Origin of the sequence: Corallococcus sp. NCSPR001, assembly GCF_017309135.1 — a bacterium.
Taxonomy (GTDB): domain Bacteria; phylum Myxococcota; class Myxococcia; order Myxococcales; family Myxococcaceae; genus Corallococcus.
The window spans coordinates 3,345,859-3,369,025 of the sequence record NZ_JAFIMS010000002.1 but is presented as its reverse complement, the minus strand read 5'-3'; the positions used below and the strand labels follow the sequence as shown (position 1 = coordinate 3,369,025).

At 69.4% G+C, this 23,167-nt stretch carries 21 protein-coding genes; 16 read left to right on the top strand and 5 right to left on the bottom strand.

Going from position 1 to position 23,167, the window contains the following annotated elements:
- Nucleotides 1-60 precede the first annotated feature (60 nt).
- The 9 genes from JYJ93_RS15855 to JYJ93_RS15815 all read left to right on the top strand — a co-directional run bounded on the left by JYJ93_RS15855 (nt 61) and on the right by JYJ93_RS15815 (nt 10,360).
- Nucleotides 61-1,725: a metallophosphoesterase gene (locus JYJ93_RS15855; protein ID WP_206792202.1), complete on the top strand. Its 1,665-nt coding sequence runs from the start codon at nt 61-63 to the stop codon at nt 1,723-1,725.
- A gap of 339 nt (nt 1,726-2,064) precedes the next feature.
- Complete coding sequence (locus tag JYJ93_RS15850; protein WP_206792200.1) at nt 2,065-3,429, top strand: RsmB/NOP family class I SAM-dependent RNA methyltransferase; 1,365 nt, start codon at nt 2,065-2,067, stop codon at nt 3,427-3,429.
- Nucleotides 3,430-3,465: 36 nt separating this feature from the next.
- Nucleotides 3,466-5,238: a PDZ domain-containing protein gene (locus JYJ93_RS15845; RefSeq protein WP_206792198.1), complete on the top strand. Its 1,773-nt coding sequence runs from the start codon at nt 3,466-3,468 to the stop codon at nt 5,236-5,238.
- Between the two features lie 13 nt (nt 5,239-5,251).
- Nucleotides 5,252-6,676 carry a hypothetical protein gene (locus JYJ93_RS15840; protein WP_206792196.1) on the top strand — a complete coding sequence of 475 codons (1,425 nt, stop codon included), beginning with the start codon at nt 5,252-5,254 and terminating at the stop codon, nt 6,674-6,676.
- A 43-nt stretch (nt 6,677-6,719) separates the two neighbouring features.
- Entirely contained in the window at nt 6,720-7,133 is a 414-nt protein-coding gene (locus JYJ93_RS15835) for a carboxypeptidase-like regulatory domain-containing protein (protein WP_242543822.1), read from the top strand.
- Between the two features lie 279 nt (nt 7,134-7,412).
- Nucleotides 7,413-8,291, top strand: a complete 879-nt coding sequence (locus JYJ93_RS15830; protein WP_206792194.1) for a ribonuclease HII — start codon at nt 7,413-7,415, stop codon at nt 8,289-8,291.
- Nucleotides 8,288-8,923, top strand: coding sequence for a hypothetical protein (locus JYJ93_RS15825; RefSeq protein WP_206792191.1), 636 nt, complete (start codon nt 8,288-8,290; stop codon nt 8,921-8,923). The genes JYJ93_RS15830 and JYJ93_RS15825 overlap by 4 nt, the downstream gene beginning before the upstream one ends.
- A gap of 81 nt (nt 8,924-9,004) precedes the next feature.
- Nucleotides 9,005-9,889 carry a peptidoglycan-binding protein gene (locus tag JYJ93_RS15820; RefSeq protein WP_242543821.1) on the top strand — a complete coding sequence of 295 codons (885 nt, stop codon included), beginning with the start codon at nt 9,005-9,007 and terminating at the stop codon, nt 9,887-9,889.
- A gap of 108 nt (nt 9,890-9,997) precedes the next feature.
- The gene (locus JYJ93_RS15815; RefSeq protein ID WP_206792188.1) at nt 9,998-10,360 is read left to right on the top strand and encodes a DUF3060 domain-containing protein; all 363 of its coding nucleotides are present in this window, start codon (nt 9,998-10,000) and stop codon (nt 10,358-10,360) included.
- A 49-nt stretch (nt 10,361-10,409) separates the two neighbouring features.
- On the opposite strand, the gene JYJ93_RS15810 is transcribed toward JYJ93_RS15815, so the two are convergent.
- Complete coding sequence (locus JYJ93_RS15810; protein ID WP_206792186.1) at nt 10,410-12,197, bottom strand: DUF885 domain-containing protein; 1,788 nt, start codon at nt 12,195-12,197, stop codon at nt 10,410-10,412.
- A gap of 107 nt (nt 12,198-12,304) precedes the next feature.
- On the opposite strand from JYJ93_RS15810, the gene JYJ93_RS15805 reads away from it, so the two are divergent.
- A complete protein-coding gene (locus tag JYJ93_RS15805) occupies nt 12,305-12,778 on the top strand; it encodes a MarR family transcriptional regulator (protein WP_206792184.1) in 474 nt (157 codons plus the stop codon).
- Nucleotides 12,768-13,373 carry a hypothetical protein gene (locus JYJ93_RS15800; RefSeq protein ID WP_206792182.1) on the top strand — a complete coding sequence of 202 codons (606 nt, stop codon included), beginning with the start codon at nt 12,768-12,770 and terminating at the stop codon, nt 13,371-13,373. The genes JYJ93_RS15805 and JYJ93_RS15800 overlap by 11 nt, the downstream gene beginning before the upstream one ends.
- Before the next feature lie 3 nt (nt 13,374-13,376).
- Here the strand turns inward: JYJ93_RS15800 and JYJ93_RS15795 are convergent, their stop codons facing one another.
- The gene (locus JYJ93_RS15795) at nt 13,377-14,543 is read right to left on the bottom strand and encodes a hypothetical protein (RefSeq protein ID WP_242543820.1); all 1,167 of its coding nucleotides are present in this window, start codon (nt 14,541-14,543) and stop codon (nt 13,377-13,379) included.
- A 562-nt stretch (nt 14,544-15,105) separates the two neighbouring features.
- Here JYJ93_RS15795 and JYJ93_RS15790 point away from each other — a divergent pair.
- On the top strand, nt 15,106-16,830 hold the full coding sequence (locus JYJ93_RS15790; RefSeq protein WP_206792179.1) for a GMC oxidoreductase: 1,725 nt from the start codon (nt 15,106-15,108) through the stop codon (nt 16,828-16,830).
- 3 nt (nt 16,831-16,833) lie between these two features.
- Here the strand turns inward: JYJ93_RS15790 and JYJ93_RS15785 are convergent, their stop codons facing one another.
- Entirely contained in the window at nt 16,834-17,391 is a 558-nt protein-coding gene (locus JYJ93_RS15785; protein ID WP_206792177.1) for an SMI1/KNR4 family protein, read from the bottom strand.
- Between the two features lie 231 nt (nt 17,392-17,622).
- Between JYJ93_RS15785 and JYJ93_RS15780 the strand changes: the two genes are divergently transcribed.
- Nucleotides 17,623-18,228, top strand: a complete 606-nt coding sequence (locus tag JYJ93_RS15780; RefSeq protein WP_206792175.1) for a hypothetical protein — start codon at nt 17,623-17,625, stop codon at nt 18,226-18,228.
- A 12-nt stretch (nt 18,229-18,240) separates the two neighbouring features.
- Here JYJ93_RS15780 and JYJ93_RS15775 read toward each other — a convergent pair whose 3' ends face one another.
- Nucleotides 18,241-19,149: a LysR family transcriptional regulator gene (locus JYJ93_RS15775; RefSeq protein ID WP_206792173.1), complete on the bottom strand. Its 909-nt coding sequence runs from the start codon at nt 19,147-19,149 to the stop codon at nt 18,241-18,243.
- 93 nt (nt 19,150-19,242) lie between these two features.
- Here JYJ93_RS15775 and JYJ93_RS15770 point away from each other — a divergent pair, with 93 nt between their 5' ends.
- Entirely contained in the window at nt 19,243-20,121 is an 879-nt protein-coding gene (locus JYJ93_RS15770; RefSeq protein ID WP_206792171.1) for an aldo/keto reductase family oxidoreductase, read from the top strand.
- A gap of 2 nt (nt 20,122-20,123) precedes the next feature.
- Here JYJ93_RS15770 and JYJ93_RS15765 read toward each other — a convergent pair whose 3' ends face one another.
- The gene (locus JYJ93_RS15765; protein WP_206792169.1) at nt 20,124-20,990 is read right to left on the bottom strand and encodes a LysR family transcriptional regulator; all 867 of its coding nucleotides are present in this window, start codon (nt 20,988-20,990) and stop codon (nt 20,124-20,126) included.
- Nucleotides 20,991-21,222: 232 nt separating this feature from the next.
- Between JYJ93_RS15765 and JYJ93_RS15760 the strand changes: the two genes are divergently transcribed.
- Complete coding sequence (locus JYJ93_RS15760) at nt 21,223-21,576, top strand: nuclear transport factor 2 family protein (RefSeq protein ID WP_269012569.1); 354 nt, start codon at nt 21,223-21,225, stop codon at nt 21,574-21,576.
- 85 nt (nt 21,577-21,661) lie between these two features.
- Nucleotides 21,662-23,149: a DUF4214 domain-containing protein gene (locus tag JYJ93_RS15755; protein ID WP_206792168.1), complete on the top strand. Its 1,488-nt coding sequence runs from the start codon at nt 21,662-21,664 to the stop codon at nt 23,147-23,149.
- Nucleotides 23,150-23,167 lie beyond the last annotated feature (18 nt).

Here is a 23,167-nt window from a genome sequence, read left to right as displayed (position 1 = left end):
ATGATCGTTGAACGATGAACGGTTGCGCCCCGGTCCCGAATGTCTCGGGCCGGAGGATTCATGGACCGGACGAAGTCTCTTTCGCTCGCTGCCCTGGCTGCCCTTTTCGTGGGGGGCTTCGCCTCGGGTGACGCGCTCGCCCTGCCGCGTGATCCCTACCTTCAGAAGGTGGGCCCCGACACCGCCACCGTGGCGTTCCGGCTGTCGTCGAACTGCTCCAGCGCCCAGGTGCGCTACGGCGTGGGCGGCACCAGCCAGACGGCGAAGTCCTCGGCCACCTCGAAAATCCACGCCGTGGTCCTCACCGGCCTGTCTCCCGCCACCTCCTATACGTACTCCGTGGACGCGTGCGGTGAGACGACCCCCGCGAAGTCGTTCAGCACCGCCCCCGTGCCCGGCACGCGGCGCGTGCACTTCGCCGCGGTGGGCGACTTCGGCACCGGTGGCAGCGATCAGAAGAAGGTCGCCGCGTCCATGCTCACCAACAAGCCGGAGCTCTTCGTCGCCCTGGGCGACAACGCCTACGCGTCCGGCACCGAGTCCGAGTTCCAGAACAACCTCTTCACCCCCATGGCCGCCCTGCTCGCGCAGGTGCCCATGTTCGCCACGCCTGGCAATCACGAGTACGTGACCAACGAGGCCCAGCCCTACCTGGACAACCTCTACCTGCCCACCAACAACGCGGAGGGCTCGGAGCGCTACTACTCGTTCGACTGGGGGCACGTGCACTTCGTGTCCATCGACTCGAACTGCGCCGTGGGTCTGGCGTCCGCGAGCAAGTGCACGCTCGCCGCGCAGAAGGCGTTCGTGGAGAAGGACCTGGCCGCCACCACGCAGCCGTGGAAGGTCGTCTTCTTCCACCACCCGTCCTGGTCCAGTGGCGAGCACGGCTCGCAGCTCACCATGCGCCGCCAGTTCGGCCCCCTGTTCGAGAAGTACGGCGTGGACCTGGTGCTCACCGGTCATGACCACGACTACGAGCGCAGCAAGCCCATGCTCGGTGACGCCGAGGCCGGCAAGAACGACACGGGCATCCCCTATCTCGTCGTCGGCGGTGGCGGCGCCACCCTGCGCGAGTTCGCCACGTCGCGCCCCTCCTGGAGCGTCATCCGCGATGACGCGGCCCACGGCTTCCTCGACGTGGACGTCGTCGAGGGCAACCTCACCGCGAAGCTCGTGAAGACGGACGGCGGCGTCCTGGACTCGTTCACCCTCTCCAAGACGCTGCCCGCGCAGCCGGAGCAGCCCCAGGGCACGCTGAACGTCGCCGTGGACAGCGCCAGCGGTGCCGCGCCCCTCACGGCCTCTTTCACCGCGACGGCCTCCCAGTCCGGCGCCACCGTCACCTGGGACTTCGGCGACGGCGGCACCGCCGAAGGCACCCAGGTCCAGCACGTCTTCGCCCGGGCCGGCACCTACACCGTGACGGCCACGGCCACCGTCCAGGGCGCCGCCCCGCTGACGGCCACCACCGTGGTCACCGTGACGTCCAACGGAACCACCGACCCCGGCACCGGCACCGGCACGGGTGAGGACCCAGGCACCACGCCGTCCGACCCCGACCCCCGCCCCGAGGTTCCGGGCACGCCCACGACGCCGGGCGTCACGCCGGGGGATGACTCGAACGGAGGCGGTGGCTGTGCCGCCGGCCCGTCCGCCGCCCTGATTCCCGCCGCGGCGGCCCTGGTCGCCGGACTCGTGCGCCGCCGGCGCCGCAACCGCTGAGCCCTCCAGAGGCGCCCCCGACAAACCTGTCCGACTGTCGGACAGGTTTTTCCCCTCCGAGGACGGAGGCGGAGGGGCCTCGGAGGCCCGGGCCCGGAAAGCCCCAAAGTGGCTCCCAGACGCCTCCGGCCGGCCCCTCCAGGGCCTTCCGGGGGCGTCTTTTGCGTTCCCTGCTTGTCAACGCCACCCGGGGATGCAAAGGCCTCCTGCGACATGGCCACGACTCGCAAGCCTGGACCTTCCCGCGGTGGCGCCCCCAAGTCTGGCGGGCCCCGTACGTCCCGCCCTGGCGCGCCGAAGAAGCGCAAGGACGCCGGTGGACGCGCCGACAAACCGAAGATGAGCCGCGCCCAGCATGAACGCGCGCGCCCCAACCCCAACCGCCCCCTGCGCGAGGACCTGGTCCTCCAGGCGTGTCTGGAGGCCTACGGCGGCGTGCGCCGCGAGGGCCGCCTGTCCGACCGCGCCCTGGAGTTCGTGCTGCGCCGCAAGACGGTCCTGTACTCCACCGAGCGCCGCGCCGTGGCCGAGCGCGTCTACGCCCTGCTGCGCCGCCAGCGCACCGTGGACTTCCTCCTGGAGAGGTCGCACCGGAAGTTCGACGCGCTGGACGCCACACGCCAGGACGTCATGCGGCTCGCCGCGTCCCGCATCCTCCACGGCGAGGACCCCACCTACGTCGCGCGCTCCAGCGGCCTCACCGGCCCGGACGTGTCCGTGCTCGACCGCCTGCCGGACGCCGCCGCGGAGCTGGACGCCCTGCCGGAGGCGAAGCGCTTCCCCATCGCCGCGTCGCTGCCGGACTTCCTCGCGGACCGCTTCCGCGCCGTCTTCGGCAAGGACGCCGCGAAGGCCGCCGAGGCCATGAACGAGCGCGCCCCGCTCATCGTCCGCGCCAACACGCTCAAGGGCGACCGCGCCCAGCTCCAGGAGCGCCTGGCCGCGGAGGACGTGGAGTCCACCAAGCCCACGACCCTGTCCCCCTTGGGCCTGGTCATGGAGACGCGGCTCAACCTCTTCTCCCTCCAGGACTTCAAGGACGGCGGGTTCGAGATCCAGGACGAGGGCAGTCAGCTCCTGGGCATGCTCGTGGACGCGCCGCCCACCCGCGTGGTGGACGCGTGCGCGGGCGCGGGTGGCAAGACGTTGCAGCTGGCCGCGCAGATGAAGAACCGCGGCGACCTGCACGCGCTGGACGTGGACGAGGGCCGCATGGAGGACCTGCGCAAGCGCGCGCGCCGCGCGGGCGTGCACAACGTGCGCACGCAGCTCATCCCGCATGAGGGCCCGGACGCGGACGCCGCGCTCACGCCGCTCAAGGGCCTGGCGGACCGCGTGCTGGTGGACGCGCCGTGCAGCGGCACCGGCACCTTCCGCCGCAAGCCGGACGCGCGATACCGCCTCTCGCCGGAGGACCTGGAGATGCACGTGGGCCGGCAGAAGGCCCTGCTCGCGCGCTTCGCCATGCTGGTGAAGCCCGGCGGCCGGCTCATCTACGGCACGTGCAGCGTGCTGCGCGAGGAGAACGAGGACGTGGTGGAGGACTTCCTGTCCAAGCACCCCGACTTCAGCGTGCGCCCCGTGGCGGAGGTGCTGGGCGCGGAGCTGGGCGCGAAGCTCGGCCCCGGTCCCTTCCTCCGGCTGGCTCCGCACACCCACGGCACCGACGGCTTCTTCGGCGCCGTGCTCGTCAAGGCGAAGTAACCCCGCGGTCCCCCCAGGAAGAAAGGCCCACCGTCCATGCCGCTCGCCGTCCACTACCGCGTCGCCATGCCCCGTCCGCATGCGCACCTGTTCGAGGTGGAGGCGAGCTTCCCCGCCGGTCCCGACGCGCTGGACGCGGTGATGCCGGTGTGGACACCGGGCAGCTACCTGGTGCGCGAGTACGCCCGCCAGGTACAGGACGTCACCGCGCAGGGTCCGGAGGGCCAGCCCCTGCCGGTGCGCCGCGTGGACAAGCGCACCTGGCGCGTGGACGCGAAGGGGCAGGCCGTCACCCTGCGCTACCGCGTCTACGCGAACGAGCTGTCCGTGCGCACCAGCCACCTGGACGGCAGCCACGCCTACTTCAACGGCGCCACCGTGTTCCTCTACACGGAGGCCACGCGCGCCCTGCCCCACCACGTCACCGTGGACGCGCCGCAGGGCTGGCGCACGTTCTGCGCGCTGGACTCGGAAGGGGCCACCTTCCTCGCGCCGGACTACGACACGCTCGTGGACAGCCCCTTCGAGGTGGGCCCGCACACGCCGCTGACCTTCACCGTCGCGGGCGTGCCGCATGAGGTGGTGGTGTGGGGCGACAGCGTGCCGGACGCGGACCGGCTGTGCGCGGACATGCAGCGCATCTGCGAGGCCCAGGCGCGCATGTACGAAGGCCTGCCGCTCAAGCGCTACCTGTTCCTCGTCTACCTCACCGAAAGGGGCCGCGGCGGGCTGGAGCACCAGGCCTCCACCGCGCTGCTCTTCCCGCGCATGGGCCTGTCCTCGCTCCGGGGCTGGGAGGACTTCCTCACGCTGGTGGCGCACGAGTACTTCCACCTGTGGAACATCAAGCGGGTGAAGCCGCGCGCGCTGGTGCCGTTCGACTACTCGCAGGAGAACTACACCTCGCTGCTGTGGGCCTTCGAGGGTGGCACCGCCTACTACGACAACCTCTTCGTGCGCCGCGCGGGCCTGATGTCCCCCACGCGCTACCTGGCCCGGCTGGGGGAGACGTTCTCCCTGCTGCACTCCACCCCGGGCCGCCGCGTGCAGACGCTCACGGAGGCGTCGCTCGTCAGTTGGGTGAAGCACTACCGCCCGGACGAGCACTCCACCAACAGCGCCGTCTCCTACTACCTCAAGGGCGAGGTGGTGTGCGCGCTGCTGGACCTGGAGGTGCGCCGCGCCACCGGCGACGCGAAGTGCCTGGATGACGTCATGCGGTTGCTGTGGCAACGCCATGGCGACGGCTCCGGCGTCCCGGAGGACGGCGTGGAGCAGGCCGCGAGCGAGGTGGCGGGCGTGGACCTGACGCCCTTCTTCGACCGGGCGGTGCGCTCCACGGAGGACCTGGACTACGGCGTCTTCGCGCACGTGGGGCTGGAGGTGTCCTTCCGCGTGCGGGAAGCCCCCAACGACAAGGGCGGCACGCCGCCGCGCCTCAAGGGCGAGCCCAGGCCCAGGGGCTGGCTGGGCGTCACCGTGCGCGGCTCCTCGACGCTGTCCACCGTCCCGGAGGGCACGCCCGCGCTGGAGGCGGGCCTGTATCCGGAGGACGACGTGGTGGCGCTGGACGGCTGGCGCGTGGACGGCGCGGGGCTCATCGCCCGCTGCGAGGACAAGCGCCCCGGCGACACCGTGCGGGTGACGCTGTTCCGCCGCGACCGCCTACTGGAGGTGCCCGTCGTCCTGGGCCAGAAGCCCGCGGACGCCGCGTGGCTGCAGCGCGTGGAGCGCCCCACGGACGCGCAGAAGGCCGCGTTCCAGGCGTGGCTGGGCTCCCCCTGGGACGAGACTCCCGGCCCGGCGTAGGCTTCGGGGCCGCATGGCCCCTTCCCTCCCTACCCCTCCCTCCTGCGCGGGACACCCGGACGCCGCCGCCGGCTGGCGCTGCGAGCACTGCGAGGCCCTGCTGTGCCCCGCGTGCGTGGAGACCCGGCGCATGGGCACGGTGGAGTACACCGTCTGCGTGCGCTGCGAGGGCACGGCGAACGTGCTGCTGCGCCACCGCTCCCAGCGCGCCTTCCGGACGCGCCTGTCGGGCGCGCTGCGCTTTCCCTTCACCGTTCCGGGCCTGCAGACGCTCCTGGCCGTCAGCCTGATGCTGGCCGTGCTGCGCGTGCTCGGGATGGGCGTGCGCATCCTGGTGGTGCTGCCCATGGCGCTCGGGCTGGGCATCTTCTGGTCCACGTTCTTCGCGCTGGTGCGCGGCGCGGCGCGGGGCGACGCGGATCCCGAAGGCCCCGGCTTCACCAGCATCCTCCAGGACAACATCGTCCCGGGCCTGCGCGGCCTCGGTGTCACCGTGGGTGTCCTCGCGCCCGCGCTCGCTCGCGCCTGGAACCTGCTGCCCTCCGCGTCCGGGTACGAGACCGTGGGGCGCGTCATGGTCCCGCGCGAGGCACTGGAACAGCCCGTGGTGTGGGAGGACCCGCTCTTCTGGGGGCTCGCCGGGCTGGGGCTCCTGTGGATGCCGTGGGCGCTGCTGCTGGCCTCCACGTCGCAGTCGGTGTTCACCGCCCTGAACCCCCTGCGCACGCTCCAGTGCCTGCGGACGGTGGGGCGCGACGCGGGGTGGGTGACGGGCGTGTTCGTGCTGCTGGCGCTCGCCCACGTGGGGATGCACCAGGCCGCGGGGTGGGCGTCCTTTCTGCCCGTGCCCTTCGTCTCCACGTGGCTCGCGGAGGCGCTCACCTGCCTGGTGCCCTTCGCCGCCGCGAACCTGCTGGGGCTCGTGCTGTACGTGCACGGGGATGCGCTGGGCTACCTGCCCGCGCGTGACTTCCTGGAGGCCACGCTGGGTGACACCGCGCCCCAGCGCGTGCCCGTGTCCCTGCGCGAGTCCCCGCTGCCCGAAGCCCCCGCGCCCGACGCCGCCGGAGTCGAGGCCCGGGTGGCCGAGCTGGGCGCGGCGGTGGAGGCGCGCGACGTGGCGAAGGCGCTGGCGCTGTATGGCGCGCTCCACGTTCTGCCCCGCCTGAGGCTTTTGCCTTCACACCATCTGTTCATTGGCCAGGCCGCGGCAGTGGAAGGAGATTTCCCACTGTCGGTCAAAGCGTTGGAAGCCGCGGCGGACACGGCGCCGGATGAACCCACCGCGCCCCGCGCGCTGGTGCTGCTGGCGCGTGTGCAGGGGGAGAAGATGGGAAACACAATGCGCGCGGAGGAGATCTACCGGTACATCGTGCATCGTTATCCGGACACGGATGCCGCACGTTTTGCCCATGCGCGGCTGCCGCCCGCCGCATGACCCGCGCATTGCAGCACCCGTCCCCCGGTACCAGATTCCGTGCATGGAACGGGTTGGGGGCGTGGGGATGGGGAAGCAGTGGAGACGGTATGGTTGGTTGGGGCTCCTCGCGAGCGTGCTGGTGACGGGCTGTGATGAAGCCCCCAGCGCGAACCGGCACGAGGACACCTGCGCGGAGCCGATGTCGCTGCGCGTGGAGGTGATGTCGTCGGACGGCGCGTACATCCAGGGCGCATCCGTGACGGCCACCAACCTGGAGAGCAACGTCAGCATCACCGGCGTGACGGATGACCGGGGCGTCACCACGGCCATCAACGAAACGCTCGCGCCCAGCCCCATCCGCGTGGTGGCCACGGCGGGCTCGCACGTGACGCTCGCGGAGCGCGTGGAGTGGGCCTGCGACGAGTGCCACTGCACGCCTGTTCCCGACACGGTGACGCTCAAGCTCCAGGATTGAGCCGGAAGACCCGCCAGTGAGGGCTGAGGGGCGCGGAAAATTCACCGCGTCAGGCCGTGGGGTGGTTGTGTGAACCCACCCGCGCGCGGTACCACTTACGCCATGCGTCAAACCCGCATGCGCGCGTCCGCGTCGGTCCGGCTCTCCTCCAGCCTCGCCGCACGCCCGTCTGGCCTGACGGCGTGCGAGCGGGCGTGTTGTCGCGGCACTGGTGTTCCCCCACTCCAGTAAGCCGTGCAACCGCGCTACCCGCCGGGTAGGCAATCCCGAAGGTCCCCCATGTCCGCAGACAGTGTGCAGGCGCTGCTCGAATGCTCGGTCACCGAGCTGACCGGGCGGTTCGTCACCCAGGCGCAGCCCATCCCCCAGGGTCTGCTGGAAGCGCTGGAAGCCGACCCCCGTCAGGGTGCCCAGGCGCTCGCGCGCAAGCTGCGCTCGCGCCAGGAGAAGAACCGGGCGGAGGGGCAGCGGCTGCGGCACCTGCTGAAGTTCGAAACGGAGCTGTGGGAGCAGGGCCTCTTGAAGGTCGCGGGCGTGGACGAGGCGGGCATGGCGCCGCTCGCGGGCCCCGTCGTCGCCGCCGCCGCCATCCTGCCCCGGGGCTACAAGCTCAAGGGGCTGGACGACTCGAAGAAGATCCTGGACCCGGACAAGCGCGAGGCGCTGGCGGAGGCGCTCAAGCGCGACGTGGTGGCGTGGGCGGTGGGCCGGGCGGAGGTGGAGGAGATTGATCAACTCAACATCTACCACGCGGGCCTGCTGGCCATGCGGCGCGCGGTGGAGGGGCTGGGGCTGACGCCGGACTACGTGCTGGTGGACGCGCGCACGATTCCCCAGTGCCCGGCTCCGCAGCGCGGCATCATCAAGGGGGACTCGCTGTCCCTGAGCATCGCGGCGGCGTCCGTGCTGGCGAAGACGACGCGCGACCGGCTGATGGCCCAGTTGGACGCGCAATATCCCGGCTATGGCCTGGCGGCGCACAAGGGCTACCCCACCGCGCAGCACGTGCAGGCCATCCAGGCCCTGGGCGTGCTGCCCATCCACCGCCGGAGCTTCGGTCCGGTGCGCGAGGCGCTCGGGCTGGCGCAGCCCTCCGGGCCCGTCCCGATGCAATCGGAGCTGTTCGCCGCTACTCCTGCCCCGATGGCGAAGCGATGAGCGCGGACAGGGACATCGACGGGTGGTTGGCGGAGCGGGGTGTCACGCTGATGGACGCGCGCGTGCGGGCGCGGGGCGTGCTGGAGGAGGCGGGACTCACGCGGCCCGGCAAGGCGCGGATGAGCGAACCCAAGCTCCTGCGTGCAGCCGAGGTGCTGGCCGAGCGCTTCTTCCAGGTGTGCTCGGATCCCGGCTGCCTCCAGGTGGCGTCGGCGAGCGGCCGCGAGCCCTTGCGTGTCGAGCCCCGGAGCCACTGCGCGCGGTGCGGCGGTTCCGCCAACCGGCGCGCGGAGGTGGCATTCGTGGAGATGTGCCACCAGCGCGGAGTTCAGCGCGTGGTGGTGGTGGGCGGCTCGCCCGCGGTGCGTGAGGAGCTGGAGGCGAAGCTGGGCGGCCACATCTCCCTGCGCATGGTGGACGGCACGGAGCGCCGCACGGCGGACCGCGCGAAGAGCGACCTGGAGTGGGCGGACCTGGTGCTGGTGTGGGGCGCCACGGAGCTGCACCACAAGGTGTCCACCCACTACACGCACCTGGCCTCCTCGCATCACCGCAAGGTGGTGCACGTGGTGCGCCGGGGCGTGGCCGCGCTGCTGGACGAGGCGATGATCCACTTGCAGCGCGCGCGCTAGGGAGCAAGGCGCACCCCGGCAGGAGGCTCCCGCTCCTGGCGCCTCCCCGAGCCGATTCGCATGTTGCCGGCAGGAGGCCGCATGCGAAGGAAGACACAGACATCCCGCTCACGGGCAGGCAAGACCCGCAAGCGGGAGGCCCCCGCCGGCTATCGCCGGGCAGAGGTGCCGAGCCTCCCGTTGGAGGGCTACACGCTCCCCGCGGTGGACCTGGAGCGCGGCTCGCGCGGCACGGGCGTGAGACAACTCCAGACCGCGCTGGTGAAGCTGGGCCACATGACCCAGGCGCAGATGGACACGGGCCCTGGAACCTTCGGTGCCCGGACGGAAGGCTCGCTCAAGAGGTTCCAGGAGGCGCAGGGAGTGGATGCCATTGGCGTCTATGGCCCGAAGACGCGCGCGGCGTTCAAGGCCCTGGGGGCGACGCTGGGTGGCGCGGAGACGCCAGCAGGGCTCCGCGAGAAGATCGTCGCGGAGGGGCTGTGGGGGGTCGCCAACCAGGACCAGATCCACTACGCGCAGATCCGCCCCATTGACGGCCTCCAACTGCGCCACAAGCTGCCGCTCGACATCGACTGCTCGGGCTTCGTGACGCTTTGCTACAAGTGGGCGGGCGCTCCCGACCCCAATGGCAACCGCTACAGCGGCGCGGGATACACCGGCACGCTCGAAGCCCACATGCTCCACATCCCGTTGTCCCAGGTCCGGCCAGGGGACCTCTGCCTCTGGCAGGGCAAGCATGTGTCGTTGGTCATCCAGGGCGGCGAGGATCCCCTGCTCATCTCCCACGGCTCGGAGGCGGGCCCCTATGAGGTCCGGACGTCGACCCAGAAGAAGTGGTACCCGGCGGGGACGCGCCTCATCTGGCTCACCTCTCCTGAGGGAGCGAAGACGCGAGCGCGGAGGACGCTCAGCCGCGAGGACAAGGCGCGCGGAGACCCTCCCGCGGAGGAAGGGCTCTTCTGAGTGCGAAGCCTCTCGCGCACATGATGGCTTGTTGAATCTTTCGTCGCCCGTCACGTAGATGAGGGCCGTGCGGCATCAGGCCGGCACCTCTCGTCGGGGGACAAACGGATGAACAAGAAGTTCGGCACCGCGGTGTTCATGATGGTGGCATGCGCCTTCGGGCCGATGACGGCCGTCGCGCAGGAGTCCTCGGGCAATTTCGATGTCACCGGCAATGAAGAGACGGCGACCCACGCCTGCACGCCGGGCAGCACGGTGGAGATCACCGGCAACGACAACACCGTGACGCTGACCGGCGAGTGCAAGAGCGTCACCGTGAACGGGAACGACAACAAGGTGAAGGTGGAGGCCACCGGTGCCATCTCCGTGACGGGGACCACCAACGCCGTCACCTGGAAGCGTGGACTCGGCAAGTCGAAGCCGAAGGTCAGCCGCACTGGCGTGGACAACAAGATCACCCAGGAGAAGTAGCCGCCGGACCGCGCGCCCGCTTCGGCACGGAAGCGGGCGCAGGCAGCGCTCAGCGTAGCGCGGAAGGCGCCGCGTCCTCGCCGAGCAACAGCTGCCGCACGATGGGCACGGGCGGGTAGCCGTGGGAGACCACTGCGTCATGGAAGCGCTGGAGGGTGAAGTCCTTGCCCCACTTCACCTTCGCGTCCTCGCGCAGCTCCATCAGCATCTTCTTGCCCAGCGCATACACCAGGTACGTAGGGTCGGACGTGCCACGGCGGGCCTCGCGCTCCGCGTTGATGCGCGTCATGTAGGCCTCCTTCTCGAAGAGGCTCACGGCCTGGTCGTACGTCATCCCGCGCGTGTGCAATGACAGACCCGCCACGTAGCGCGCCAGCCGCTGGAGGTAGAGCGCCAGCTGGTTCAGCCGCAGCCGGTCCGCCTGCGGACCCGTGCCGCCGTAGCCCTCGTCCAGCATCATCTGCTCGGTGTACAGGCCCCAGCCTTCGCTGAAGGAGCCGGAGCCCAACAGCCGGCGCACCTTGGACTGGATGCGATTGGTCCAGAGGAACTGCACATAGTGCCCCGGGTACGCCTCGTGGATGGAGACCAGCGGCAGCGCGTAGCGGTTGTAGAAGCTCATGTGCTGCTCGGCCTGCTCCGCGCTCCACGCCGGGTCCGGCGGCGTCACGTAGTAGTAGGCCTCCGTCGCCTTCGTCTCGAACGGGCCGGGCGTGCTCATGCTCGCGAAGGACAGCGCGCGGCTGAACACCGGCGTCTCCGCCACCTTCGCGCGCACCTCGCTGGGCACGGTGATGATGCGGCGGTCGATGAGGAACTGGCGGATGTCCTCCAGCGTCGCCGTGGTGGTGGACACCAGCTCCGCGCCGGCCGGGTGCTCCTTGCCCAGCTCGCGGTACACGTCCATGGGCGCCTTGCCCGGGGCAATCCGTCCCGCGACCTCGCGGAACTGGTCCTGCGTGCGCTTCATCTCCGCGCGCCCCCAGGCCAGCAGTGAGTCGATGCTCTCGGTGACGCCCTCCTCGTACTGGAGCTTCTGGCGGTACGTCTCCTCGCCAATGGCGAAGTCCCCGTTCGAGCGGGCCAGCAGGTCATCCTTCAGGAAGCGGATGTAGCCATCAATGGCCTCCAGGCACCGCGCCTGCGACTTCTTGAAGTCCTCCTGGAGCGCCGCATCCCGCACCGGCGCGAAGGCCTGCGGCAGCGTCTGCGCGTAGAGCGAACGCGTGCCCTTCGCCTGCTCCAGGGCGATCTCCGTCCACAGCTTCGGCGGGTTCTTCAAGTTCGCCGGCGCCACCGCGAAGACCTCCGGCACCACCGCCATGCGCTTCACCGCCGAGCGCATCCGCTCCTCCAGCGGCGCGAAGTCGCGGTTGATGAGCTGGTACACGGCGTTGGACGCGAAGCCCAGGTAGGCGTTCGGGTTGCGCTCCCACGAGCGCACCGTCTCCAGGTCCAGGATGCGCGCGCGGAGGTGGTTCTCCAGGATGTCGTAATCGGCCCGGTCCCCCGGAGGCAGCGAAGTCCGGTCCACCGTATCTGGCAGCGCCGCGAGCCGGTCCTTCAGGAACGCCAGGTGCGACGCCCGCTCCTCGGGGCGGAAGCCGCGCAGCTCGCCGTCATACGTGTGCAAGCCCGCGGACGTGGCGGACATCGGAGAGCGGCGGAAGTGCTCCTCGAAGTACACGTCCACGAAGCCTCGCAGCGCCACCTGCGCGGAGGACTCCGCGGGCGCCGTGGCCCGCGCTTCCGACCGCTCAGCGGGACGGGACGTGGTGCATCCAGGGGACAGCAGCAGCAGCGCGGCGAGGACGCTCGGGGTTCGCAGTGCCTTCATGGAGCCTCTGGGGGAAAGGAGACGCGGGCAGCGTCGCCCAAGGGCCCTCCCCCCACAAGCGACTCGGAGCGTTGACAGGAAGCTGTCAAATTGACAGGTTCCTGCCAATGCCACCGCTGACCCAGAAAGCAGAGACCTTCAGCGCCCTGGTCCTGGAGGTGTTCCAGTTGAACGGGTTGCTGCTCCAGGCCGGCGACCGGCTCAGTGCCCCGGCGGGCTTGACGAGCGCCCGCTGGCAGGTGCTGGGCGTCATCGACCATGGTCCCGCCACGGTCGCCGCCGTGGCGCGCACGATGGGGCTCGCGCGGCAGAGCGTGCAGCAGACGGCGGACGCGCTCGCGAGCGACGGGTTCGTGGAGTTCGTCGACAACCCGCATCACCAGCGGGCGAAGTGCGTCGCCCTGACGGCCGCCGGGCGCCGGGCGTTGCGCAAGGTCGAGCAGGCGCACGCCGCGTGGGCGGACCGGCTGGGCGCGAGCCTGCCTCCGGCGCTGCTCACCGCGGCGGTCGCGGGCGTCCGTGAAGCGCGTCTGCGGCTCGAAGAGGACCTGGCCGACGCGGAGCGCGCCCATGACCGGTGACACCAGCATCCCGCTGCTCCCCTGCGTGGAGCTCGCGTCGACGCTCGAGTTCTACGCGCTGCTCGGGTTCGAGGTGACGTACCAGCAACGCGCACCCAATCCCTACGCGGCGACCCGGCGCGGAGGCGCGCAGCTCCACTTCTTCGGCCTGAAGGGATTGGATCCACTCAAGGCCTTCAGCAGCTGTCTGATCATCGTGGACGAAGTGGAAGCACTGCACGCGCGCTTCCTCGACACGCTGCGGAAGGCCTATGGCCGGACTCCCGTCCGGGGGCTCCCGCGAATGACTCGCATGCGCAAGGGGCAGACGCGCTTCACCCTCACGGACCCCTCCGGCAATTCGCTCATGTTCATCCGCCGCGACGAACCGGAAGGCCATGGAGACGCGGAGCAAGCGCCGGCCACCCTCCTCGGCAAGGCGCTCAAGACGGCCCGGCGCCTTCGCGACTTCAAGGGCGATGACGCCGCCGCCGCGAAGGTGCTGGATGCCGCGCTGAAGAAGCCGGACGCGGGGACGGCGAAGGAACGGGAGCAGGCGCTCGCCGACCGCGCGGAGCTGGCCGAGGCATTGGGCGACACGCCTGGGCAGCGGTGAGGTTCAGAAGAAGAGCAGCTCGGGCTGGGGCGTCACCGTCTTCCTGAGCTGTCCCGGCGCCCCGTTCTGGGCCGCGCCGCTTCCAGACGTGGAGGTGGTCCCGTTGCCGCCCCCGCCCCCGGACGCGCCCCCACCGCCCCCTGCCTGCGCCAGGGTCGTGGGAGTGCCTGAAACACCAGGCTGGCCCGCGGCACCGCTGGTGACATTGAGTCGATCCAGGTTCTCGATGCTGGGAACATTCGCGGAGAGGAAGTGGATGATACCGCCCCCTCCGCCGCCACCACCGCCGTACACCTGCCCCGTCACCGGATTGGAACCCTGCCAGCCATTGGCCCCGGGACCTCCGTTGGCGGAGATCTTCCCGTTGCCCGCCACCGTGATGAGTCCACGCGAGATGAGGCTGACGACGCCACCTCCACCGCCACCCGCTCCAGCGACCGCGGTCCCCGGGTTCCTGGTGGGATTCAAGTTGATGCCAGGGCGGCCGGCGACGTCGATGGTTCCCCGGATGATGATGTTGCCCCTGGCGGCGAGGATGAGCCTGGGTCCGCCCACCCCGCCAGACACGTTGTTGTCCGTCGTGGCGCTGTAGCCGCTGCCGCCGCCCTCCAGGTCGGCGCGGCTGAGAATCCCGGCGCGCCCCGCGACCAATCCCCTACCGCCCTGGCTCCCGGAGGCGCCAGACATGGCGATGCCCTTGCGCGCGGGATTGCCGGGCTCGATCTGGAATTCGGGACTGACCCCGATGTGGCCTGACTCATTGATGATGATGTCGCCCGTGGCGCGAATCATCGTTCCGCTCGCGAAGGTGACCGACCCATCGATGGTGACGTTGCGGAACATCAGGTTGGCCTCCTTCGGGAGGGTCGCGTACCCCCCGGAGAAGTCCACCGGCTGGCGATCGGCCGAAAAGAAGAGGTCCCCCGCGGAGCCGTCGCCATAGAACGCGAGGGCTCCGGACTCTCCCTGCGGCCCCTGCGAACCTTGCTGGCCTTCCGGGCCCCGCGGACCCTGCGCACCGTTGCAGAGGAACTTGTTGGAGGACGGATCCACCTCCTCCTCGTTCAGGGTTCCGTCGCGGTTACGGTCGACACCGGCCGTCAGGTGCATGCCGCCCGTCGCGCAGTTGGGACCCGGCTGCTCGGGCACGGCGGAGATCAGCGTGCCCAATCCCTGAAGCCCCTGCGGACCTGGAGCCCCGGCTGCTCCTGGTGCGCCCTGTGCCCCCGGCTCCCCTTGCGCCCCTTGCGGCCCAGGTGCTCCCTGCGGGCCCTGGGCGCCTTGCGGACCTTGAGCCCCTGGAGCCCCCGGAGCACCCGACTCACCCTGGGCACCTGGAGGACCCTCGGCCCCCGAGGTTCCCGCCGACCCCTTGCAGGCGGCGAGGCCCAAAAATCCGGTGGCGAGCATGGCTCGCAGCCACTGCGTACGGACAACACCTGTCGAAAGAGATGCGCGCAATCAAAGCCCCCTGGGAACACACGGGTGCCCGGGGGATGCCCGGACCGCGTGAAACAATTGCGACGAACGTGCCATGCACGGTTACCCCACTCGCGGGCCGTGCGTCCATCCGTCCCGCGTTCCAGGTGAACGCGAGTGCTTCCGGACGCAACGCGGCGGCCCCCTCCGCCCAGAGGAGCCCACGGATGACGCGCCCTGCATCCGGCGCACGGCATGCCGGGTGCAAATCCAAAGGCAAGCACCTCCAGCCCCGCATGCGTGAAGAGGTCCCATGGCCGCCAACTACAAGAAGTTCTTCGCAGGCTCCCGAAACATTCCGAAGGGAATCTCCCTCGGCTATCCCGTCCCCGGTCCGCAGGAGGCCAGCGCGGATCAGATCGCCGGACAGGCCTTCTTCGCCACGCCGAACGACTGGAGCGCCATCCAGTCCTCCGCGTATGACTTCATCGTGATTGGCACCGGCCCCACCGGTGTGGCGTTCATCGAGCAGACGCTGAAGCACAACCCGAACGCGCGCATCCTGGTGCTGGAGCGGGGCGGCTTCTGGCTGCCCGCGCACTACCAGATGCTCCCGCTCGCCTTCCAGGCCGCGACGGGCTCACCGCCCACCACCTACCCGTGGACGCGCACGACGCGGATGGCGACCACGGAGCTGGAGTTCTTCCAGGCCGGCTACATCCCCGTGCTCGGTGGACGCTCGACCTACTGGAGCGCCTGGTGCCCCGCCCCGACGCCCGACCTGATGCGCGACTGGCCCCAGGAGCTGATCGACGTCACGCTCCAGCCGGGCTTCTGGGACCGCGCCCGCGCGTTCCTGCACGTCACCTCGATGGACCGGATCCACGATGGCGTCTACGGCGGCCTCCAGCGTCAAATCGACGTGAACCTCCGGGAGAACTTCAAGCGCTACGTGCCCTCGGCGGAGAGCGCGTTCCCGGCGCCCATCGCCGTGGGCAATCCCCCGTGGAGGGGCGTGAAGTTCTACAAGTACTCCACGGTCGGCACGCTGCTGGACCTGCAGCAATCGCAGAAGGCGCTGGCGGCGCAGGGCAAGGGACAGCCGCTGACCATCGTCGACCACTGCGTCGTGGACCGCCTGGTGCATGACGGCCATGGGACGGTCACCGCGCTGGAGACGAGCCGCGGTCCGCTGGCGGTGAGCTCGGCGAAGGTCGTGCTGGCGATGGGGACCATCCCGCCCGCGACGCTGCTGATGAACTCCTTCAAGGAGGCCCTGCCGAACATCGGCAAGCGTTACACCGGCCACTTCATGTCTCACATCACGGCGCGCGTGAAGCGCTCGGCGTTCAAGGACCTGTCCGCGCTGGAGATTGGCGCCACCTACCTGGACGGCAAGGCGCCCAATGGCTTGCAGTACCACGTGCAGACCAGCGCCTTCGCCTCCGCGAACCCGGAGGCGGACGAGAGCACCATCGCGCATGAAGCCCCGGACGCGGCGGCCGTCGCGTCGATGGCGCAGCTGAAGGGCTCCGAGGACTATGTCGTGTTCGTCTGCGCGACCCTGGGCGAGGTGAGCGAGAAGAACCCCGACAACTGGATCCGCATGAACGGCGGCACCGACCCGGCCACCAACATCACCCTCCAGCTCCAGCCCGGCGTGGAGGACCACCAGCTCTGGGACGTGCTCGACGAGGCGACGTACCAGGCCATCGACGTCATGGCCGGGCGCGCGGGCTGCGAGGGACCGGAGGTCGAGTACTGGGTCGACGACAACGCGAGCGGCGACGGCGGCCGTTGGCAGTCGGAGCGGCCGGGCCGCAAGCAGATCCGCCTGAACATCATCGTGCACGAGGCCTCGCCGCTGTGGATGGGCAGGGACCCGGCGACGTCGGTGGTCGGTCTGGACTACCGGCCACACGGCGTCCACAACGTCTACGTGACGGGCGGCGCGCTCTTCCCCACGTCGGGCTCGTGGAACCCCACGCTGACCATGTGCGGCCTGGCGCAGGACCTGGCGGACCGCCTGCGAGGCTGAGGCCTAGAGGAGCTCGCGGAGGACCTGGTTCAGGTGCGCGTCGAAGTCGAACGTGCATCCGGATGTATCCGGGGCGTCATCCAACAACCACGGCGCGAGGTCGTAGTCGTCGTGGTAGGCCTTGAGGATGAGCGCCCCCTCGTCGCGGCGCCATCCCGTGTCGAAGCTGTAGAAGTCATGGACGAACGAGTCGGCGATGTACTGAAAGGGAATGAGCCGCCTGCGCACCTCCAGCTCGCGCAGCGCGGCTTCCCGCTCGTCCTCTTCTTCCCCAAAGGAATCCTCCTCCAGGAACTCCTGGTAGCCCGCGTGCTGCTCCAGCACTTCGGCGGGGCTCAGCATCCGTGCCCGCTCATGGCCGGATGAATCCGTCGCGACGAACAGGCCGTGTCGGGTGATGAATTGGAGATAGGCTTTGGGGAGCACGGAGCCCAGCGCGGCTTCCAGCAGGCGCAGCTCCTCCTCGCGGACCGGGGTCACGCTCACGGCGCGGAGGGGAAGCCCCTGCTCGCGCGACAGTCGCTCCTTCAAGGCGTGGATGGCTTCGATGGCGCTCGGCATACCCGGGGCTTCGTAGCACGCGCGAGCGGTGCGACGGAGTCGCCAGGCCCCGGGCCGCCCACCCTTCCAGCACGGCCAGGCTGTCATATGACACACATGTCACGATTGTAACGCCGGAGCATGGCGCGCAAGCCCGCGTCCCTCTGAGCGTGCGTGGCATTGAGCTTGCTCTGCGTCGCGCCACCCGGCGTTCCCGTACGCCCGGAACCTTCACGCCTGTCCGAGGAAGCCATGCGCCGAGCCCGTCCCTCCGTCTTCGAGCGAATCCCCACCACGACCCGCGCCTGGGCGTCACGCGTGATGCTGCTGCTGGCCTGTGTCAGCGTCGTGGCCACCTCGAGGGCCCGGTCCGAAGACGTCGCGTCTTCGCCCTACACCGGGACGCCCTTCCGCCTGACCGCGGAGACCTCCAAGGTCACGCGCACGCTGGTCATCCGGACCACCCAGAAGGAGAAGTCGTCGGATCCGGTGTCAGGCGAGGTGCACATCCAGGCCAAGGCGAAGTGGACGCCGGGAGACCCCATCCAGACGCCGCCGCCGTCGCTGGCGATCAGCTACCCCGACGGGGAGCTCACCTACGGAAGCCAGAGCGGCATCCTGGAGCCCGACGTCTCCGTGACGGTGGAGAACGTGACGTACCTCGACGAGAAGTGCTCGAAGGCTCAAGACTGCGAGTGGACCGCGCAGGTCATCTTCAACGTCCAGGGCAACTCGGACTCCGGCACGATCACCGCCCCCGGCACGGTCGACGTGGAGTGGACGGCCCAGGCCTTCATGCACGTGCTGGATGACTCCAGCGTCCCCAAGGGCTTCACCGTGACCGTCTCCGAGCCCTGACGCTCCCAGGCCTCAAGGCGCGGCCTCTGGCGCCTTGATGAAGTCGATGAACGCCCGGAGCGGCGCGGGCACGAAGCGCCGCCCCGGGTAATAGAGGAACGGCCCCGGGAAGGGCTGCCACCAGGGTTCGAGCACGGGCACCAGGGCGCCGCTGTCCAGGTGTGGGCGCAGCCAGTCCTCGAAGAGGTGCACGATGCCGGTGCCCGCGATCGCCGCGTCGACAGCGAGGTCCGTCCCCCCGCCCGCACGCACGATGAGCGGTCCCGTGGGCTCGACCGTCACCACCTCGCCGTCACGCTCGAACTCCCAGAGCGTCATCGCGCCGCTCGCGAAGCGCCCGCGCAGGCAGGCATGCCGCAGCAGGTCCCGGGGGTGTTCCGGCCTCCCATGCCGCTCCAGGTATGCCGGGGACGCGGCGGTGGCGTGGCGCTGGACGCGCGGCCCGATGGGCACCGCGATCATGTCCTGCTCCAGCCGCTCGTCGTAGCGGATGCCCGCATCACAGCCTGCCGCGATGACGTCCACGAAGCTGTCCTCGGTGATGACCTCCAGGTGGATGTCGGGGTACGCGGCGAGGAACGGCGGCACGATGCGCGGTAGCACCAGCCGTGACGCGCTGATGGGCACGTTGAGGCGCAGCACGCCCGCGGGCGTACTGCGGAAGCCGTTCACTACGTCGAGCGCGGCCTCCATCTCCGTCAGCACGGGCGCCAGGCGCTCCAGCAGGCCTTCCCCGGCTTCGGTGGGGACGACACTGCGCGTCGTCCGGTTGAGCAGGCGGACGCCCAGCCGCTCCTCCAGCCGGCGGACCGCGTCGCTCAGCGAGGACGCGCTGCTCCCGCTCAGGCGCGCCCCCTCGCGGAAGCTGCGGGCCCTCGCCACCACCACGAAGGCGTTCAAGTCACCCAGGTCGACCTTCACTGTTCGCCGCTCCGCACACCCTGTACGGGTCGTGCCCCTTTATGCAGAAAGTCCACGGTGGCTATTCATGCTCCATCTCAAAAGGAGATGAGCATGCCCGGTATCGATTCCTCCAGCACCTTCCCCCTCGGGGGCCGCACCGTGAAGCGCCTCGGTTATGGGGCCATGCAGCTCGCGGGACCCGGCGTCTTCGGTCCGCCGAAGGACCCGGACGCCGCCCGGGCCGTGTTGCGCGAGGTCGTGGCCCGCGGGGTGGACCACATCGACACCAGCGACTTCTATGGCCCGCACGTCACCAACCAGCTCATCCGCGAGGCGCTGGCGCCCTACCCCGACGGCCTCGTCATCGTCACCAAGATTGGCGCCCGGCGCGGCAACGACGGCTCCTGGCTCCCTGCCTTCTCCAAGGAAGAGCTGACCCAGGCCGTGCACGACAACCTGCGCAACCTGGGGCGGGACGTGCTGGACGTGGTCAACCTGCGCATCATGTTCAGCGTGCACGGCCCCGCGGAAGGGTCCATCGAGGCGCCCCTCACCGCCCTCGCCGAGCTCCAGCGCAAGGGATTGGTGCGCCACATCGGGCTGAGCAACGTCACCGCGACTCAAGTCGCGGAGGGACGGCGCATCGCGGACATCGTCTGCGTGCAGAACCACTACAACCTGGCGCACCGGCAGGATGACCCGCTCATCGACTCGCTCGCGAAGGACAGGATCGCCTACGTGCCGTTCTTCCCACTGGGTGGCTTCAGCCCGCTGCAGTCGTCCACGCTGTCCGCCGTCGCGGCCCGCCTGAACGCGACGCCCATGCAGACGGCGCTGGCGTGGCTGCTGCACCGCGCGCCCAACATCCTCCTCATCCCCGGCACGTCGTCCGTCGCCCACCTGAAGGAGAACCTGGCCGCGGGTGAGCTCCAGTTGCCGGCTGACGCGCTCCAGGAGTTGGACTCCGTGGCGAGCGCCCAGCCCGCCTGAGCTCAGGAAGCGCCTCCACGTCCGTCGCGCAGCCGCGCCAGCAGCTCCGCGACGACGGGCCGCACGGGGGCCTGGGTGCGTTGCACGGCATGCACCATGTTGGTCAGCGCGGGCTTGCCCCAGCTGACCACGCCCAGCCCCCGCCCCTTCGGGATGCAGAAGCCAGGCACGACCGCGACGCCGTGCCCCTGCGCCACCCACTCCAGCACCTCCTCCAGCTCCTCGAAGTGCGCGGTGCTGAACCAGTGGGGATGGCGCCGGCCGAAGTGGTGGCCCAGCCACCGGCCCACCACGTAGTCCCCCTCGTCGTAGGTCACCAGCGGTACGTCCTGGAAGTGCTCCTGCAAGCGCAGGCGCCGGGCCCAGGTCCGTCCCGCGACGAGCACGAGCTGCTCCTCATAGACAGGCGTCAGCGTGAGCCGGGGATGCACCGTGCTCCGGAAGGAGAAGCCCACGTCCACCTGGCCCTCCAACACCTGGCGGAAGACCTCCTCCGCGGGCGGGTAGCGCAGCGTCAGCGTCCGGTGAAGTGACTCTGACTCTCGCAGCAGCGGGAAGAGCACGTAGCGGCCAAAGCCAGACACCGCGGCGATCTCCAGCGGGCGGTCCTCTTCGTCCCCCTGCAACACCGCCTGCACGTCCCGGGCGAAGCCTCCGAGGAACCGGAAGAGCCGGTCCGCCAGCGGCGTGGGCACGAGCCGCGCGGACCGGCGTTCGAAGAGGGGCGCGCCGAGCGTCTCCTCCAGCCGGCGCAGTTGGTAGCTCACCGTGGGCTGGGTGCGGTGCAGGCGCGCCGCGGCCTCCGTCACGCCCCGGGATTCGTAGACGGTCACGAACGTGCGCAGGAAGGGGAGGTCTGGGAAGTCCATCGAGGCTTTCCATGGATTCACCCCGCTACTATCAATTGGCGTCCATGCGCGTGAGCGCGCACCGTGACGGGCATGTCGAAGACCCTTCCGCGGGTCACGCTCGCGCTGCTCACGGCCTGTGCACGGACCGGCCCCTTTCCCTTTACACGCCTTCACGCCGGTCCCGAGGAGGCCGTGCAGGCGTACTTCCAGGCCTCCGACACCTGCTTCCGCGCAGGAGGAGATTCGCGCGGTGTTGGACGCGAAGATCGAAGCGCACGCGAGTTACAGCCACGCGCTGTTGCATCAATCCCATACACCGGGCTGTCTCTATTACCGCGTGAACGTCGACGGCGTGCCCTTCGCGTGGGGGACGCTGTCGGAGGCCGCGGCCCGCTACGCGGCGAACGAGGAGGCGGGCATCCAGGACCGGGAGAGCCCCTGGAACATCCTGAAGGTGGAGGTCCGGGGGAACGTGGCCGCCGCGAAGCTGGAGGTCCGCGTGGGAGGCGTGCGCTTCATCGACCACCTGCTGCTGGTGCGGACCGGAGGGCAGTGGCGCATCTCCGCCGCGGCCTGGGGCAATCCCGCTCATGGGGGAGATTGACGAAATCCATCCGACTCAGCGATGGATGCTTTCAGGCTCCTGGACTTCGACGTCATCTCAACTCGAGGAGCAACGAAAGGTCAGCATGTTCGCCCGGATTCACTCGCGTCTCTTTCAGCTCATCTTCGCAGCAGCCATGGCCTTCATGGTTCCGTGGGCCGCCCACGCGGCCCCGGCGAGCACCGTCCAGAGTGCTTATGAGAATGGCTTTGGCAGGGCTCCAGACCCAGGCGAGCTCTATTACTGGGGTGGCCGTGTCGCGGAGGGGTCCGCGAACTACGACACGATCATCGCCGCCATCAAGGCTTCGTTCCCGAACCACCTGGTCAACCAGGACCTGGCGATCTCCAACGCCTACGCCCGGGGCTTTGGACGTGCGCCCGAACAGTGGGAGAGGGACAACTGGCGCAGCGGTCTTCAGGGTGGCGGATTGATCTACAACGACATCCTCAACGCCATCCGAGGCTCCTTCCCGAACCACCCCGAGGTTCAAGAGCTGGCGATCTACGCCGCGTACAAGCAGGGGTTCGGGCGTTCCCCGTTTGAGTGGGAAGTGGCCGGTTGGATGAACGGCCTTCAGGGCGGAACGCTCATCTACAACGACATCCTCAACGCGATCCGCTCCAGCTTCCCCAATCACCTGGAGAATCAGGACATCGCGATCACGGCCGCGTACTTCGATGGCTTCGGCCGGGAACCCTTTCCGTCCGAGCGGGATGGCTGGCGCTACGGGTTGCAGTACGGCGGGTTGATCTACCAGGACATCATGAACGCGATCCGGTCCAGCTATCCGAACCACACGCTGAATCAGGACACGGCGATCAACGCGGTCTACCAGAAGATGTTCTGGAGGGCCCCCGACGCGGGCGAAATCTCCTACTGGCGCGGGCGGCTGAATGGCGGCGCGATGACCTTCGAGGACATGCGCATCGAGATCGCACGCACGCTCAGCGTCCCGCAGTTGATCGAGGTGCAGCTCCGGTACTCGCTGTCGACCCCCTTCAACAAGCCGTACTCCGACCAGTGGAGGCGGGCCTTCACCGGGACGGACTCTGCGAACAACCAGATCCTGGGCGCGACCTATTCATTCATGAAGGCCCTGCTGGGACGCACGAAGGACAAGGCCTATGCCAAGACGCTCGCGAACGGCGCGGTCACGTGTTTCAGCGCAATCACCCAGTACAATTCACCACTGGTCACCCAGTATCTCAACCATCAGATCTCGTTCGAGCAGTGGCAGACGCTGACCTACGGCTTCGCCATCAAGACGATCGCGGAGTGGATGGCGGCCCATCCGCCTCCTGGACAGCCGTGGATGTATACCATCACGGCCAATGGGCAGACACCGATCTTCCTTGTCAACGCAACAGGCATGTCCGGCAATCAGACGCTCGTCCCGAATCTGGCTGATTTCATTCGTATCGCGGACCTCTACGTCAATGACCAACTGAAGATCGCGGCGAACACGGCGGCGTTCGAGGCCACCAACCTCGTCGGGACCGCCAACGAGAGCTTCTTCTTCGACATGGGCTCGCTCGACTACGACATCAACGACATGGATTTCTATTACTGAGCAGCGCGATGGCTTGCG

Bases quoted from the DNA above. Each gene is read 5' to 3' on its own strand.
- JYJ93_RS15855 (WP_206792202.1), top strand. From the start codon at position 61: ATGGACCGGACGAAGTCTCTTTCGCTCGCTGCCCTGGCTGCCCTTTTC.
- JYJ93_RS15850 (WP_206792200.1), top strand. From the start codon at position 2,065: ATGAGCCGCGCCCAGCATGAACGCGCGCGCCCCAACCCCAACCGCCCC.
- JYJ93_RS15845 (WP_206792198.1), top strand. From the start codon at position 3,466: ATGCCGCTCGCCGTCCACTACCGCGTCGCCATGCCCCGTCCGCATGCG.
- JYJ93_RS15840 (WP_206792196.1), top strand. From the start codon at position 5,252: ATGGCCCCTTCCCTCCCTACCCCTCCCTCCTGCGCGGGACACCCGGAC.
- JYJ93_RS15835 (WP_242543822.1), top strand. From the start codon at position 6,720: ATGGAACGGGTTGGGGGCGTGGGGATGGGGAAGCAGTGGAGACGGTAT.
- JYJ93_RS15830 (WP_206792194.1), top strand. From the start codon at position 7,413: ATGTCCGCAGACAGTGTGCAGGCGCTGCTCGAATGCTCGGTCACCGAG.
- JYJ93_RS15825 (WP_206792191.1), top strand. From the start codon at position 8,288: ATGAGCGCGGACAGGGACATCGACGGGTGGTTGGCGGAGCGGGGTGTC.
- JYJ93_RS15820 (WP_242543821.1), top strand. From the start codon at position 9,005: ATGCGAAGGAAGACACAGACATCCCGCTCACGGGCAGGCAAGACCCGC.
- JYJ93_RS15815 (WP_206792188.1), top strand. From the start codon at position 9,998: ATGAACAAGAAGTTCGGCACCGCGGTGTTCATGATGGTGGCATGCGCC.
- JYJ93_RS15810 (WP_206792186.1), bottom strand. From the start codon at position 12,197: ATGAAGGCACTGCGAACCCCGAGCGTCCTCGCCGCGCTGCTGCTGCTG.
- JYJ93_RS15805 (WP_206792184.1), top strand. From the start codon at position 12,305: ATGCCACCGCTGACCCAGAAAGCAGAGACCTTCAGCGCCCTGGTCCTG.
- JYJ93_RS15800 (WP_206792182.1), top strand. From the start codon at position 12,768: ATGACCGGTGACACCAGCATCCCGCTGCTCCCCTGCGTGGAGCTCGCG.
- JYJ93_RS15790 (WP_206792179.1), top strand. From the start codon at position 15,106: ATGGCCGCCAACTACAAGAAGTTCTTCGCAGGCTCCCGAAACATTCCG.
- JYJ93_RS15785 (WP_206792177.1), bottom strand. From the start codon at position 17,391: ATGCCGAGCGCCATCGAAGCCATCCACGCCTTGAAGGAGCGACTGTCG.
- JYJ93_RS15780 (WP_206792175.1), top strand. From the start codon at position 17,623: ATGCGCCGAGCCCGTCCCTCCGTCTTCGAGCGAATCCCCACCACGACC.
- JYJ93_RS15770 (WP_206792171.1), top strand. From the start codon at position 19,243: ATGCCCGGTATCGATTCCTCCAGCACCTTCCCCCTCGGGGGCCGCACC.
- JYJ93_RS15765 (WP_206792169.1), bottom strand. From the start codon at position 20,990: ATGGACTTCCCAGACCTCCCCTTCCTGCGCACGTTCGTGACCGTCTAC.
- JYJ93_RS15755 (WP_206792168.1), top strand. From the start codon at position 21,662: ATGTTCGCCCGGATTCACTCGCGTCTCTTTCAGCTCATCTTCGCAGCA.